Annotated in this window: 17 protein-coding genes and 1 pseudogene; 6 read left to right on the top strand and 12 right to left on the bottom strand. The window is 55.1% G+C overall.

Annotated elements, in window-relative coordinates:
- From DC3_RS29870 to DC3_RS28230, 8 genes and pseudogenes are all read right to left on the bottom strand, one after another.
- Positions 1–390: pseudogene (locus DC3_RS29870) on the bottom strand (transposase); the annotation flags it as partial.
- 466 nt (positions 391–856) lie between these two features.
- On the bottom strand, positions 857–1,915 hold the full coding sequence (locus DC3_RS28260; RefSeq protein WP_146891997.1) for an IS4 family transposase: 1,059 nt from the start codon (positions 1,913–1,915) through the stop codon (positions 857–859).
- Positions 1,916–1,986: 71 nt separating this feature from the next.
- Entirely contained in the window at positions 1,987–2,217 is a 231-nt protein-coding gene (locus tag DC3_RS28255) for a hypothetical protein (protein ID WP_146891994.1), read from the bottom strand.
- A gap of 253 nt (positions 2,218–2,470) precedes the next feature.
- Positions 2,471–3,049, bottom strand: a complete 579-nt coding sequence (locus DC3_RS28250; RefSeq protein WP_146891991.1) for a recombinase family protein — start codon at positions 3,047–3,049, stop codon at positions 2,471–2,473.
- A 223-nt stretch (positions 3,050–3,272) separates the two neighbouring features.
- On the bottom strand, positions 3,273–4,364 hold the full coding sequence (locus DC3_RS28245; RefSeq protein ID WP_186816327.1) for an ATP-binding protein: 1,092 nt from the start codon (positions 4,362–4,364) through the stop codon (positions 3,273–3,275).
- A 785-nt stretch (positions 4,365–5,149) separates the two neighbouring features.
- Entirely contained in the window at positions 5,150–5,689 is a 540-nt protein-coding gene (locus DC3_RS28240) for a hypothetical protein (protein WP_146891985.1), read from the bottom strand.
- A gap of 76 nt (positions 5,690–5,765) precedes the next feature.
- Positions 5,766–6,056 (bottom strand): hypothetical protein, encoded by a 291-nt coding sequence (locus DC3_RS28235; RefSeq protein ID WP_146891982.1) that lies wholly within the window; start codon positions 6,054–6,056, stop codon positions 5,766–5,768.
- On the bottom strand, positions 6,056–6,358 hold the full coding sequence (locus DC3_RS28230; RefSeq protein ID WP_146891980.1) for a helix-turn-helix transcriptional regulator: 303 nt from the start codon (positions 6,356–6,358) through the stop codon (positions 6,056–6,058). Before DC3_RS28230 ends, DC3_RS28235 begins: the two co-directional genes overlap by 1 nt.
- Before the next feature lie 138 nt (positions 6,359–6,496).
- Here DC3_RS28230 and DC3_RS28225 point away from each other — a divergent pair, with 138 nt between their 5' ends.
- The 3 genes from DC3_RS28225 (at position 6,497) to DC3_RS28215 (ending at position 8,169) form a co-directional block, all read left to right on the top strand.
- The gene (locus DC3_RS28225) at positions 6,497–7,018 is read left to right on the top strand and encodes a helix-turn-helix domain-containing protein (protein ID WP_146891977.1); all 522 of its coding nucleotides are present in this window, start codon (positions 6,497–6,499) and stop codon (positions 7,016–7,018) included.
- On the top strand, positions 7,015–7,524 hold the full coding sequence (locus tag DC3_RS28220; protein ID WP_146891974.1) for a transposase: 510 nt from the start codon (positions 7,015–7,017) through the stop codon (positions 7,522–7,524). Before DC3_RS28225 ends, DC3_RS28220 begins: the two co-directional genes overlap by 4 nt.
- Positions 7,525–7,680: 156 nt before the next feature.
- Complete coding sequence (locus DC3_RS28215) at positions 7,681–8,169, top strand: hypothetical protein (RefSeq protein WP_146891971.1); 489 nt, start codon at positions 7,681–7,683, stop codon at positions 8,167–8,169.
- A 32-nt stretch (positions 8,170–8,201) separates the two neighbouring features.
- On the opposite strand, the gene DC3_RS28210 is transcribed toward DC3_RS28215, so the two are convergent.
- Complete coding sequence (locus DC3_RS28210; protein ID WP_146891968.1) at positions 8,202–8,462, bottom strand: hypothetical protein; 261 nt, start codon at positions 8,460–8,462, stop codon at positions 8,202–8,204.
- Positions 8,463–8,594: 132 nt separating this feature from the next.
- Between DC3_RS28210 and DC3_RS28205 the strand changes: the two genes are divergently transcribed.
- On the top strand, positions 8,595–9,146 hold the full coding sequence (locus DC3_RS28205) for a hypothetical protein (RefSeq protein ID WP_146891965.1): 552 nt from the start codon (positions 8,595–8,597) through the stop codon (positions 9,144–9,146).
- Positions 9,147–9,322: 176 nt separating this feature from the next.
- Complete coding sequence (locus tag DC3_RS28200; protein ID WP_146891962.1) at positions 9,323–10,174, top strand: PAS domain S-box protein; 852 nt, start codon at positions 9,323–9,325, stop codon at positions 10,172–10,174.
- Positions 10,175–10,188: 14 nt separating this feature from the next.
- On the opposite strand, the gene DC3_RS28195 is transcribed toward DC3_RS28200, so the two are convergent.
- On the bottom strand, positions 10,189–10,755 hold the full coding sequence (locus DC3_RS28195) for a hypothetical protein (protein ID WP_146891959.1): 567 nt from the start codon (positions 10,753–10,755) through the stop codon (positions 10,189–10,191).
- 420 nt (positions 10,756–11,175) lie between these two features.
- On the bottom strand, positions 11,176–11,727 hold the full coding sequence (locus DC3_RS28190) for a hypothetical protein (protein WP_146891956.1): 552 nt from the start codon (positions 11,725–11,727) through the stop codon (positions 11,176–11,178).
- A 563-nt stretch (positions 11,728–12,290) separates the two neighbouring features.
- Between DC3_RS28190 and DC3_RS28185 the strand changes: the two genes are divergently transcribed.
- Entirely contained in the window at positions 12,291–13,205 is a 915-nt protein-coding gene (locus DC3_RS28185; RefSeq protein WP_146891953.1) for a diacylglycerol/lipid kinase family protein, read from the top strand.
- Positions 13,206–13,351: 146 nt separating this feature from the next.
- Here DC3_RS28185 and DC3_RS28180 read toward each other — a convergent pair whose 3' ends face one another.
- Positions 13,352–13,786: a hypothetical protein gene (locus tag DC3_RS28180; RefSeq protein ID WP_146891949.1), complete on the bottom strand. Its 435-nt coding sequence runs from the start codon at positions 13,784–13,786 to the stop codon at positions 13,352–13,354.
- Positions 13,787–14,283 lie beyond the last annotated feature (497 nt).

Raw genomic sequence — 14,283 nt, 5'->3', positions numbered from 1 at the left:
AAATTCAGGGTACTTGACGACCTGTAGTTCAATTCCACCCTCCACAGCAGCCCGAGTCGCCACTTCCTGTCCGGTGTAGCCTTGATCGACATAGGCAATCTCCACATTCACATCGGTGACGTCCTAGACTTGCTTTGCCAGCTCAACCACCTGTGAACGATCTTGCTCGTTGGCAGGTGTGACCACCAACGCCATCAGGTGACCGAGCGTATCGACGGCCATATGAACTTTGCTGCCTTTGCGCCGCTTTGCTCCGTCATAGCCACCTCGACCACCACTTTCTGGCGTGGATTACAGAGTTCTGGAATCTAAAATTACTGCACTCGGTTGAGCGTTTCGATCCGCTGCAATACGCAAAATATCTCTCATATCGTGAACGATGTCCTCAAACACATCACTTTAGTAGCTTTTTTTGCGGCTCATACCTCCGATTTTACCGGTTGACCCTTAAGTTCTTAACAGGCTCCAGAAGAAAAAATGTAACCACCCAACACAGAAGTTTGTATTTAGTAGTTACCCCTACAGACGTTACTATTTCTCAAAAGAATTTTTTCTCACTTTATACTCTCCGTATAGGATAATACCTAGCAGAAGCAGATCTTTAATAAGCATTTCGAGATGCCAGTCCGCCTGGAGATATAAGCTAGCAGACTTCTTTAAAAAATACAATATTATATTATAAATTGCAAAAACAATAGCAAAAGTCTTTGCAATATTGAGCAAAAATTTGCCTGCTGACTCCTTTGATATCCACACCATTTTATGGTAGCAGAAATTGTCTACGTTTATGTGAGATACCTGAAGATACAAAATCTCAGCTCACAGATTATGTTATTCAGGGATGGCTGATCATTCTCTAGGGGACAAAACAGGCCAAGAGCTGTCCCAGAAAGCCTGGAGTCAGGAAAGTAGGACGAAATAAGGCGTCTTGAAGGGTATCCAACCCCAACCGAAAGACACTTTTTTCAGCATACCCATGCTTGAGGATCGCTGGGGGTTCTCTCGAAGTCTGAAACTCCCCACAAACGCAGCACCACACAAACGCCAGACTCAATCCCCCCAGCAACATCGACACCCGCTCAGGAAAGTAGAGCCCAGACTCCTCCAGGTGAAACCCTCTGGTTTTCAAGGCTGAGTGCAGATTTTCCGCGTTCCAGCGAAGGCGATAGGTCTGCAGTGCCTGGTCATGTCGACCCGCATAGGCCAGAAAAAGCAGCTCTCCTTTGAGGGACCTGACAGCCAGGACCCGACACGATATCCCATACACTCGCATTTTTCGGTGCCAGTAACGGGATTCTCCCTTCTGCAGTTTCTTGGAACAGCACCAGATGGGGATCCCATCCACCCGGGTGTCGGCTTTCAGGCGAATGAAGGGTGGGATATGGTGCCGCCTCAGGAAGACAAACCACTCCTGACCGATAAACTCCCGATCGGCCAACAAGCCAGATACAGAATGGTCCTTCAACAACGGCAGCAGTCGGGACACCAGAGTGAAGCGGTCTTGTTGATCACTGTTGCCACTTTCGTCGAAGACCGTCCAGCACAAAGGAAAGGCGAAGGTTTTCCAGAGGGCACTGAGCAGCAGGATGTTGATGTCATTTTCTCCAAGTTTCCAGTTTGTCCGGTCGAGGACCAGATAGATTTTGCCTTTTGAGAGTAAGTTCAGGACCACCTGAGCGATGCAAGTATCTGGGAGGGGGAACTGCACAAAGCGTTTGAGGCGCTTGTACCGGCTTTTGACCTGAGCGGGGAGTTGGAGATGAGATACCAGCTGAAAGAGCACCACACTGCGGGCCTGGATCATGGCGAAGATCAGGGCCACGAGGACTTCGAGGCGTCTGGAGTCCAGGGGGAGGTGTTGCCTGAGGTGCTGTTTCAAGGTATCGTGATGAGGTCGGCTCGGCGGTTGCTTTATGAGCAAAAACACTGTACCAGAGCCGACTTTTTCTATTCATCTAACTTTTGTCCCCTAGAGAAGTTCCCTCTTCATGAATCGTTCTGGCTTTGCACCGCTGGTTCAGTGATTTTTCTGAGCCTGTACTTCTGGATGGCTCCGAACATGAATCCGAAGCTCAAGCAGAAGGCCATGAATGCACTGATGTTCTGCAGGTCCGACAAAAAGAATAGCCCGACATAGGCGGCCACAAACACCAGGAAGGTCTGCCAGTAGATCTCACTGGGCAACCCGAAGATGATTTCACTTTTCTGCTTCTCCATGCTTTCCTCTTTTCTGCCTGACATCAGGCGTACAGCAGCGTTTCCAGGCTTTCCATGTAGCCCTTGTAGAGGGTCCAGGCCCGGTTCAAAAACGGGTCCTGCTCAAACTGTTCCCAGTCGTACTCTTCGGGTTTCATTTCCAGAAAAGAGGTGCCGGATGCGCCTCACAATGGCCCCCTGGATCACCGCAGGGCCGCTGCGGGGTTGGGAAGGCTGGATTTGGGTGAATGCCAAGATTAAAGACTCTTAGGATTTACTCATTTTTCTTGGCGTTTTTCTTCAAGGTGCGGTAGTAGGTCGCCCGAGAAATCCCCAACCCTTCCCAGATTGCCCTGGGCCTGTTTCCCGGGTCATCATGCAGCCGCAGTAGGATTTCCTCCTGGTTTTTCTTCAGCTTCGGTGGTCGCCCACCCACCCGGTTTCTGGCTCTTGCCGCCTCCAGCCCTGCTTTGGTCCGTTCCCGAATGATGTCCCTCTCAAACTCGGCCAGGGCACCAAAAATGTGCAGGAACAGCTTCCCATTCGCTGTTGAGGTGTCAATGCGTTCTTTGAGGATCAGCAGATGAATCCCCCTGGACTGCAGCAGGTGCACCGTCTCAATCAGGTCTTTCAGGCTCCGGCCCAGGCGGTCCAATTTCCAGACCACCAGGGTGTCGCCTTCCCGCAAATAGTTCAAGGCCTCAGCAAACCCTGGCCGGTCTGCTTTGGAGCCAGAGATCACGTCCTTGAAGATCCGAAAGCAACCCTCCTCGGTTAAAGCATCGATCTGCGAGTCCAGGTTTTGCTTGTCGGTGGACACCCGGGCGTATCCCACAAGGACGTGTTTCTTCATGAGACCACTTTAGTCTCAAAACTCAACTTTGTCGAGGGTTACGAAATTATAATTCAGAGACGGCATTTTGAGACGAATTTTTGCCATGCCAGCAAAAGCAATGTTCCTAAGGTGATAACACTCTCAAAAACGGCCGATTCTGAGACGATCTCCTGCCCTGAAGCAGAGGCACCACCAAAGTTTTCCTGCTTACCCTGGTGAAGCAAAAAACCCTCTGACCTGTTCAGGGTTCAAGGGGCAAGGTGAATTTCACGGTGGTCCCCACCTGTGCGGTGCTCTCCAATTCAATGCGTCCCCGGTGGGTGCGCACGATCCACAAGGCAATTGAAAGCCCCAACCCTGATCCCCCAGCATCACCGGAGCGGCTGCGTGCGGGGTCCACCCGGTAGAACCGTTCAAACACCCGCTGCTGGTCCTCCTGGGCAATGCCCACGCCGGTGTCTTTCACCTCCACCGACAGATGGTCAGAATCTGCATTCGCGGTGAGGGTGATCGTTCCCCCTTCCTCTGTGTACCTGGTGGCGTTGTCCAGCAAAATGATCAGCAGTTGCCTGAGCCGGTCCGGGTTGCCCATCACCGTCACCTCTGGCACCGGACCCAGATGGAACTGATGGCGGAGGTGACGGCCCACAAAGGCCCCCCACACGGCGTGGATCAGTTCTCCGAGGGGCACTTCAAGTTGTGAGACGTCCACCCCGGTGTCTCCCCGGGCAAGGGTGAGCATGTCCTGCACCAGACGGGACATGCGGTTGGCTTCCTGGTGTACATCCCGGAGGATTTCCTGCTGCTCCTCTCCCGACAGATCAGAGTGGCGAAAGAAAATGTCGAGGTTCCCTTTCAGGGCCGTCAAGGGGGTCCTCAGTTCGTGGGCTGCGTCCGCCACGAACTTCTTCTGAGCTTCATGTGCGGCCTGCACCTCAGCTCCTTGCTTTTTGAAATCGGTGAGATCCCGCAGGTAGGCGGTGAAGTACATCCCGGCACTCAGCTCAATCGGGTGGAAACTGATTTCACAGGGGAACGTCTCGCCCCCTTTGCGCATGGCCTGCACCTCCACCCGCCGACCCACAATGCGCGCCTCCCGGGTCTTCAGAAACCTGGCAATCCCCTGCAGGTGCACCCCTCGGGTTTCTGGAGGGATGATCAGGCTGGCCATGTCCTGCCCCACGGCTTCTTCACGGGTGTAACCGAAGGTTTTTTCGGCAGCAGGATTCCAGTCCACCAACCGTCCTTCCTGGTCAATGGTCAGCACCGCATCCAGAGCGGCGGCCAGGCCAGCTTCGTGCAGTTGCACCAGATCGTGTTCAGACAGCGCCATGAGCGTCCTGGAGGGTGCAGATCCCCGAAGGGAAGAGGGGTGAAGTTGTGGGTTTGGGGGAAAAGTTGGGCACCAAATCCACCTGATGTTAGGTGACATTTCTGAAATGGACCTGAGGTTCTGGCGAAACGTTTTGTTGCATCAGCACGAGAGAACCTGCAACACCAGCGGTCGGGTATCACATGGCTGCCACCAAACCCTGGTGGCAGCGTCCACCCAAACAGAAAAAACACAATGGGAAGGGGCGGGTGTTGTGGAATGTGCTTACACAGGCCCACTTGCAGGTGGGCCTGTGACCGGAATTTAGAGTTGATCGAGGTCTTTCTGGTGTTCGAGCAGCAGGAACCCACTGCTGCCCCAATGGTGCTCGATCAACTGTGTCCATTTCGGGGGTGAAGGGCGTGTGGCCTTCAAGGACTTCCTGCAGGGTTTCCAGTGAAAGGTGCAGGACCTCTGCGGGGGTTTCTTCGGTTTCCTGACGGCTTTGCATTTCCAGTCAAAGGTAGTGACCGGGATGCTGGGGGTGTGAGGAAGTTGTGGGTGTGTTCATGTCACAAAAGAGGCGCTGGCAGGAGATCACAGGGCCAAGATTCATTTTTCCCGAAGCGAAACTGAAGAACTGTAAAAACATCACCAAAACCTCTTGCAGCACAACGATAAAGAACATGAAACTGCGTTCATGCTGCACCAGCAGATGGTCTGTTGATTGAACTTCCACACGCACAACGCTGGAGGCATTCTGGAGCCACGCAAGTGCAAGGTCCGTCCAAGGAAGTCTCTAACGTTCAGGTCTTCAGGTCAATGATGCCGCGAATCTCACGGAACAAGGTTCCAGGTCGGAAGTCCTTGTGGTACACATTCGCATGCACCACCTGAACCCCATCTTGTTGCAGCTTCTGGATCCGTTGGGTTTCGGGTTCTGCCGCCGACACCAAAACCACCGCCAGTTTGCAGCGGTGGAAGAAGAGGTCCACCATCACGTCTTGCACCATGCAAGGGCTTTCTGGCTCTTGATCGGCAAAAGCATCCATGAGGAAGTCGATCACCTGCTGTTCTTCAGGCAAGAAAAACCACTGGCTCTGCATTTCAGGGTTCATCTGCCGCACCTGTTCCAGGAGTTTCCCCAGGTCCTCTTGCCGGATGGCGGGAACCAGGCGGCCCTTGCGGCCATCGGCCATGTCGAACTGCATGCGGGTGTGGAGAACGAAATCCGGCCCGTGCTGGGCCAGGAGATGTTTCCAGACTTTGCCCGGATGGGAAAACCCCATTTTGGAAAGCACCTGGTAGATGGACAGGTGCCCGTCTTTGACCTGGGAGGGGGGCATGAACCCAGTGTACCGCCCGCAGGGGGTGTGAAGGGGATGCCCGGGTGCTGTGAAGTAAACAGATCCGTGCAGAGGTTCATGTCAGACCTCCTGAACCGAGTGTCTGTTCGATCCACACCCGCAGGCGTCCCATCAACAGGGTCCTTAGGGCCACCCGTTCCTGGTGCAGGAGTTTGCCGAGTTGCTCTTCCATTGGGGCTTCCACCTGGTCCATGCGGGGTTGCTGGTCCAGCAGCAGGGAAAGCTGCAACTGCTGTGGGTCCTGGGGCAAATGCTCGGCAGGCAACGTGGGCTCCACGGTGAACTGCCCCGCCTGCTGTTCCAGCAAGAGGCGACGCTCTGGATCAATGCTCGGTCCCCGGCCCATCACCTCACCTCCTGGGACGTGTGGTCTTGCTCAGGTCGCTGACTGCTGGCCATGTGCTGCTGGTGTTCGTGCTGTAAGTCCAGCAAGAGTTTCATGCTGATCCCCCAGCATCGTTCAATCTTCAGGGCCACTTCGGGGGTGAGGGGGGTGGTGCCCTCCAGGATCTGCTGCAAGAGTTCTTCTGGGCAGTCCAACTGTTTGCTGAAACCCAGCAGGGTTGCTGATCGACTCTGGAGTTCCAGGGTCAAATACTGGCCGATGGACACGAGGGTGCCGTGCCTGTGATCGTCTGAATTGTCCATGTTGCCTGATCCTTCCTGTCACGGAGCTTCAAGGGTCCCAGAGGCCGATTGACCCGTGGGATGGAAGCATGTCTCAAAAGAGCAGTGAAGGAACAGTGCTAAGTATTTCCCAGATAAAAAAGGGGATAAAATCAGGTCATGAGCAAGCCGCTTCGACTGGTCCACCTGACCCCAGAGGAGGACCAGAATCTCAGACGCATCGAACTCAGCCCCAGTTTCAATGAAAAAGTTCGACTCAGAGCCCGAATCCTCCGGCTCAGTCATCAGGGCTGGACCATCGCTGAGCTCTCCGAGCATTTTGACCGCAGCATTGAAGCGGTCCGACAAGACTTATTGCGTTACCAGCATGACGGTCTCAGAGGCCTTGCTGATGGCAAAGCCAAAGGAAAACCCACCCTGTTCACCGTGCAGATCGAAGATTTCATGCACGAAAAACTGGCTGAAGAAAGGGTGTGGAATTGCACCTTGCTCAGCGAAGCCATCAAGAAAGAATTTGGTGTACTGATCAAGCGTGAAGCCATCCGAACCAAATTGCATGACCTGGGGTATCGCTGGAAACGAGGGCGTTACAGTCCGATGAAACAGGCAGATCCCAAAGTGGTCTCTGAGCATGAGGCTTCACTGGAAACGTTGAAAAAGGGGCTGAAGACGGGAAACTGACCCTGAAATACCTCGATGAAACTGGCCTGGGATTGATGTTGAGTGTGATCAGCAGCTGGTTTGTCAAAGGTCGAGGTAAACAGTTCAAGATTCCGACGCGGTGGGGATCAGATGGTCGGGTCAATGTGCTGGGCACCCTCAGCCTCTCTGGAGCAGGGGAGCAACTGGAATATCGCTTGCTGGAAGGGCAATGCACCCGAGATCAGGTGGTGGCTTATCTTCAGACGCTGGCCGAAAGGTGCGATCCAGCTGGGCTCACGGTAGTGGTGCTGGACAATGCACCGTTTCACAAGGGTGGTGAGCTGACAAAGCGACGTGAGGAATGGGAAAAACAGGGATTGTACCTGCGGTATTTGCCAGCGTACTGTCCGTTTTTGAACTTGATTGAGACCACCTGGCGGAAGTTAAAGGGCTTTTTGATGCCCAGACGGTGCTACAACTCGGTGGCGGAGCTAACGGAGGCCTTGCTGGCTGCCTTCAAGCTGCTTGGAGCCGTACAAATCTGATATTTATCTGGGAGGTACTTAAAGTCCAATCAATTTAAAGGTAAGACACCTGAACCCAGCATACACCCCCAGCGTGAGCTGCAGGTGGCAGTTCGGTCAGGGCATGAAAGGTTACAGCGGGCTCAGGTGGATTCGCTAAAGTGGGTTTGATTGCGGATGGCTTTTCTGACTCTGTCCCTCCACCACTATTACGCTGTGCCGTTCAGTGCTGCACGGGATGTGCTGGCACTGGCCGAGGCGTCCTTTGCTTTCGGGGGCCACAACACCCTGTTCCGGCAGGATGAGGTGCGCCGTCAGGTGGAGCGGGTGCTGCAGGAGGTGCCACCGGAGGTGGATGACCTGGAGTCCCTGTTGTTGAAAGCAGCAAGAGATGGGGAAGATGGTCCAATTGGACGAAAAAGTACGGTCAACCCCCTTTTGTGCTTTCCAGGAAGCGGAATCTCGATTTCAAAGTCGATTTCAGACCCTCAACACTCCCAGGGTTCTATCAAAGGCTTGTGCACTGAAGGGCCTGTCCTGCAGCCCTGGACCTCACGCATCAAAAACATGGGGCCACATCAACAACCCCCGATCAGAAGCATGAACGCTCACTCAAATCTTTTGACCCTCACACACCCTCCACAGGCCCCCACAGCACCCTGTTAGGCCCTCTGGCTCTGGTGTTTTTGGTTTTCCCCTCAGGCCCTGGTCTCAAACCAGAAATTCAACTTGTAAAACGGATCGACACCTTCCTCCTGAATCAAATCCACCTGCCCGACATCCCCAAAAATGTGCTGGTGGGAAGTGCCGTCCAGCAAGGTGTACGTCACCTGGGCCCTGCGCTCGGCACTCCCTTCATACGTTCGCCATTCATTCGGGTTGAGGTACACCTGCACCCCCAGCGGACCCTCAGTGGCGGTGGAGGCATACAACACGTGTCTTGCTGTAAAGGTGTGCATGGGTCAGCATACCACCCCCTGTCCACACTTTCCTTCAGGACACGGGATTTCCTCCATCAACAAGGGTCAAGCTTCAAGAAGCTTCAGCAGGACTTCATGGTTCATCATGGGGCCTTCTGGTAAACTGGGCCTGTGCGTTCCCTGCAAGTCATCGATGGTTACATCTCCGTTTTTGAATTGATGACCGAGATGGGTTACACCCGGCCAGGCACCTACTGGAAGGAACTCCTCAAAAAACACCAGGACACCTTGCCGGAACACAAGATGCTGCAGTTCATCAAGGCCAATGGTCGAAAGGGACGAAAGGTTCCTGCCATCCGCAAAGAAGACGAGGCGTTGCTCATCCAGCATTTTGATGTGCTGGTGGTGGCTTCGGATGAAATTTTTGACCGGGAAGTGGTGCAAGACGTCCTGAAGACCCTGTGTCTTGCCTTTCAGGATTTTGAGCCTGAAAGCCATCTGGTGGTGGGGGATCACACCATCGACCTGTACCTGAAAAAGGTGCGGATGGCCATTGATTTTGTTTCTGCTCCGGTGGCCCTGGCCCGCAAGGAAACCCTGCTGCAACGGGAAAAGGAAATCCGGGAGCGTCTGGATTGCACCTTTTTGACTGTGGACCCGCTGACGGAAGGGTTTCATGCTGGTCAGGTGGTTTTTGCGTTGCGCAAACACCTCGGGATTTAAATCAGGGGTGCAGCCAGGGTTCAGTCCGGTATTTCATCTGCACTTATAATGTGTTTATCATGAAGTCAATCTAAGATGAACGCAATGCTGTCTTCTCTGTGCCTGCCCCCAGTGGACCCCCCTGACCTCCAGGCATCCCAGAAGCCAGAACACCACCAGACCTCCAGGGGAAACAGGTGAACCACACCGAACCGCACCTCATCGACCTCGCCTTTCAATGGCCGGAATATGCAGAAAACCTCTTCGCCCAGCGTTTCGCTGAAGCCCTGAAGTGCAGCAAGGCGGTGATCGTGCTGCAGGACCCGGACGGCACCCCGGGTCTGGTGCGGCTGATTGGCCAGCATGGGCTCAGTGAGCAGGAAATCCAGCGGGCGGTGCTGCCCCACTTCGATTTGCGCCAGGAAAGCCTCAGCAAACTGGCCCGCAAAGAAGGCTTCGTGCACGTGATGTGGACCAAAAAACCCTTCAAGGTCGGTCCGCTGGAACAGTCCATCCTGGCCGCCACCGGCATGCAATCGGTGTACTGCTGCCCCCTGGACCTCCCTGATGGCAGGCCGGGTCTGATTTATGCGGCCAGCACCGAACAAACCGTTCCCCAGGTCTCCCAGATGGCCCGGGCGGTGCGCATTGCCCAGAGCCTCACCCACGGACTGGTCAGGCAGCACAGCCAGCAGGTCACCCTGCAGCGGGCGAAACGGCTGGAACAGGTGGTCAGAAACAGCCCGGACATGATCACCACCCTCAGTGCAGAAGAAGGCACCTACCTGTCGGTCAGCCGAATCAGTCAAGAACTGCTGGGCTTCACCCCAGAGCAGATGATTGGACGTGACCTGAAGGATTTCATGCGGGCAGAGGAAGTGGACCGCTTCCTGCAATTCCTCAGGGAAGTGGATGAGACCCACCAGAACCGGCGGTGCCAGTGCCAGCATCAACACCAGAACGGCTCATTTGTGGACCTCGAATGGAATGTGCAGGCAGACGGTCCTGGCATTGTCATTGGGGTGGCCCGCAGTGTTGCAGCATACTGATGCACAGGGGCCCTTCAGGCCTTTTTGCCCTCCACATGCTGCCGGATGTTGAAAATCAACTGGCCCACCGTGAAGCCGTCCTGGTACGGGTCAAACGACAGCACCCGCACCCCACCGTCCAGCAGCACATCTGGTGAGGTGAGGACCGGCAAACGGCCGTCCGGCAGGTTTGCAGGCTGGTACAGCAGGGCCAGCCGCACGTTTCTGAGTTGCAAATCCAATTTCACCCCATCCACCTCGGTCTGGGCTTCAGGGCCGTGGTCCTGGAAGGCCACTGCAACCACCTGCAACACATCCTCCACGGCGGGACGCACGAACGTCACCTGGTCCTGTTGCCAGTGGATGCTCTCAAAGTGCAAGATCAACCGGTCGAGGTCTTTCACGTGAATGGCAGGAATGAATTTTCCTTTGCGGCCATCGTGGCCGTCAAATTGCCGCAATTTGACTTCTGGGAGGGTCTTGTGGTGCTCGAACAGCAACTTTTTCCAGGCCCTGCTGGTGTGCCGGTAACCGAAGCGTTCCATCACCGCGTAAATGGAAAGGTAACCTTCCACTTCTTGCAAGGGCCGCAACGGCTTCATGGGCAGCCAGACGTGGGCTGCATTTCAGAAAAAAACATGGTGACCTCTTCTCACGCAAAGGGGCTTGCTGCCCTGGCAGACAGGTGAAAGCGTGTTTCTTTGGGTTCAAGGTCTTCGCCACAAGCGAGGAGCCAGAAGAGAAAGAACACCCCCGGAACAGTTTCTGGGGGTGCCACCTGAACACAGCATACTTGAGGGTGGGGTGAGGAAGGTGCGATTCTGAAGGGAAAAAGGCGGGAGGACCATCATGGTTTGGTGTTGAACAGGGATCCCTGAAAACGTTCGAGGGTGCTTTGTGACCTGCGAGACATGTTGTGTGTGGCAGTGAAGATGCGCCAGACATCAGACGCAAATGGAGAGCAGAGACATCTGCGCTGTTTGGAAGCCCATTGCTGTTGTCCTTGACCCTGCATGGCACGGTCAGAACTGGCTGTGGGTTCCTGCCTCCGACTCGATGATCCTGCAAATTTCCCTCACCAGGGTGCCGGGCCGGAAATCCTCCTGGCACACCCGCACTTCCAGCACCCGCACCCCATGTTCTTGCAGGCGATCCACAGGAAAATTTTCGCCAGCTCCCTGAAACACCACCGCCACCTTGCAGCGGTGGAAGAACACATCCACCACCACGCCCTGCAGCTCACAGGGACTTTCCGATTGATGCTCAGCGAAAGCATCGGTCAGCAACTCCACCAGCTGGCGTTCAGCAGGCAGGTAAAACCAGCCTTTCTGCTCCTGGCCCATCATCTCGCGCACCAGGTCCACCAGTTTCCTGGCGTCCTCTTCGCGGATGGCGGGCACCAAGCGGCCCTTGCGGCCATTGGCTTTTTCAAATTGCATGCGGGTGTGTTCTGGGAGGTCTGCTTCGCATCGGGCCAGCAGTTGCTTCCACACCGCTCCTGGACGGGAGAAGCCCAGGTTGGAGAGCACCCCATACACTGGGAGGTGCCCAGCTTTGCTTGGGACGGGGGGCATACACCGAGTGTACAGGCTTCAAAACCCTCAGAGAGCAACTTCGGTTGCAGCTCTGCAAGGAGAGGCTGGTCAGCGGGCAGAGCAGACGGCTGAAAGTCCAGAGTCAAAAAGGCATGGGTGAACACGGGCGGCAGGTGCCTGTGGGTCGCTGGATTTTGCATGGGGTGGTTCCTGGTCTTTCCTGTCACCGGCTTCAGAGGTCCCACAAGCCGGCTGGCCAGGGGATGGAAGCATGCCTTAGAAGTTCAGTGAAAGAACCGGAGTCATTTCAAATTAAAGGTAAGACACCTGACTTCAGTTTACATCCTGGACTGCTGCACGGTTGAAGCCTGCCTTGCGGTGGGTTTTGTGGTTTTGAGCAATTCGCCCCCGGTGGCCTGCAACCTCTTGAGGAAGGCCCTGGAGATCCAGGATGGTCAGGGTGAACTGCCAGGGGTGGTCAACTTGCACGAGCAAAAAACCCAATAAACCTGCTGGGCGTGCAGCACCGTAGTTCACTGAAAAAGACTTTTGATGTGGGTGATGTTACCCAGGCCAGCCCTGAGGAGGCTTAACATGACAGCATGCAACGCGTGCTGATCATCGAGAACAAGAAATCAGGCCAGGGGAACCACAAACTGCACGAATTCCGCGACCTGATGATGGCAAAAGGCATCAATGTGGTGGAACGGGAACTCAGCCGGGAAACCACCCCACATGCCCTCACTGCCGATGCAGACACCTTTGAAGCCGTGGTTGCTGCCGGAGGAGACGGGACCATCAGCTGTGTGGCCCATGCCCTTGCAGGAAAACGCATCCCACTGCTGGCTTTCCCAGCCGGGACTGCAAACCTGATTGCCCTGAACCTCGGCATTCAGGACCATGCTGAAAACCTCTTTGACCTGCTGGAACACGGTGAAACCAGCCAGATCGACCTGGCCGAACTGGACATCGCAGGCAAAAAATACGGTTTCACCATGCTGGCGGGTGTGGGCCTGGATGCTGAGATGATCCACGCCAGCGAAGAACTCAAACCCACCCTCGGTGTGGCAGCATATCTGGTCGCCATGCTGCAAAACCTCTCCGTGATTGAGGCCGAGATCACCCTGGAAATGGAGGGCAGAACCATCCAGACCCGGGGCATGAGCGTGATGGTCGCCAACTTCGGTATGGCCACCTTTGGCCTTCCCATCGCAGCAGACATCGACCCCAGCGACGGCCTGCTGACGGTCATCGTGCTGAAAGGCAGGGGTGCCCTCTCTCTTGTCCCCAGCATCTTTGAAAACATCAAGAAGCACTTCAAGCTCGGTGAGGTGGATTACGGAGACTGGATCCAGACCTACCACTGCCGGGAAGTCACCATTCACACCGACCCTCCCTTGCCCATCCAGTACGACGGTGAGGTGGTGGAAGACGCCCACACTCCGGTGCATGCCCGGGTGCTGCCCCGTGCAGTGCGCATGATCCGGGTCAGGGCCAGGAATGAAATGTCCACCTGAATGGGGCCACCCAGGTGTCAAAAGGACGACGGTGGTGTTTCATGGTGCTCCCTGCACGGGGTGCACCCGCTGGGTCAGCATCAGAAATGAATCCAGATACAGGTGGACCACAGGGGAACCCTGCACATGGACACCCGTGCCAGAATCTAGCGTTTGACCCGCACGTATTCATGCACCAGAGGTGGGGTGGTGATCCCAAAGAAAGCGCGGTCAAATTGCATCGCGGCTTCCTGCAGTCCCTGCCACGGGCCATCCAGCAACCTGAACCACATCTGGCCCATCTCGGTGAAAGCCACCTGAATTCCGGCCTGACGTTCACCAGGATGGACTTCCGGGACAGCACTGGCCAGGTTCAGATCCACCAACTCCTGGGACCGGTCGTGGGGACTTTCGGTCTCAAAGCTCACCCGGATGGTGCCATCTCTGAGCAACTGGTAGGTCGGAAGGCCAGCCATGTGGAAGCAATGCTGGATGGCAGCTTGCTTGAATTGTTCTTGCAGACGGAAACACAGTTCAGGGAAATTTTGCAAGGTGGCCATCAGGTGGTCCATCGGGTTGAATTGGGCAATCACTGGAGTCATGGTTTCCTCAATCTCAAGAGGTTCAGGCCTCTCTGCTGTGGAGTGGGCACAGGCTGTGCCCAGAGGTTGGGTGGATCTGATGGGGCAGTTGGAGCAGCTCAGGATGAACCGCCGGGTTGTTGTGTGCTGGAGCTGAAGGCAGAACACAACCTGGGTTGGGCCTTAGGAATCTGTGGTTCCATCCCTGGCAGGGTTTCTCCATTTGAATGGATGGTTCAGGTTTGATGGAGTCACAGTGACCTCCTCAAACGGAAGATCAGGCAGATGAAAGTGAAGGGTTTCATCCAGAACAGGCCAGGGCATGTGCAGGCTTCATTCCTGCAGCAGAGATGCACATCATCGTGCAACGCTGGTTGTCTGGTGGTTCAAAACAAGTCTACAGCATCAACATGAGCAGGGCATCCGGGAGTGATGTTGTGGGTGGCAAACCTTCAAATGTCTTCACTCGAAACGACATCTCCCGCCAAATGAAAAAGAGTCTTTGAATGGTTTTGATC

It is taken from the genome of Deinococcus cellulosilyticus NBRC 106333 = KACC 11606 (assembly GCF_007990775.1).
Taxonomy (GTDB): domain Bacteria; phylum Deinococcota; class Deinococci; order Deinococcales; family Deinococcaceae; genus Deinococcus_C; species Deinococcus_C cellulosilyticus.
This window is presented reverse-complemented; position numbering and strand designations above follow the sequence as displayed.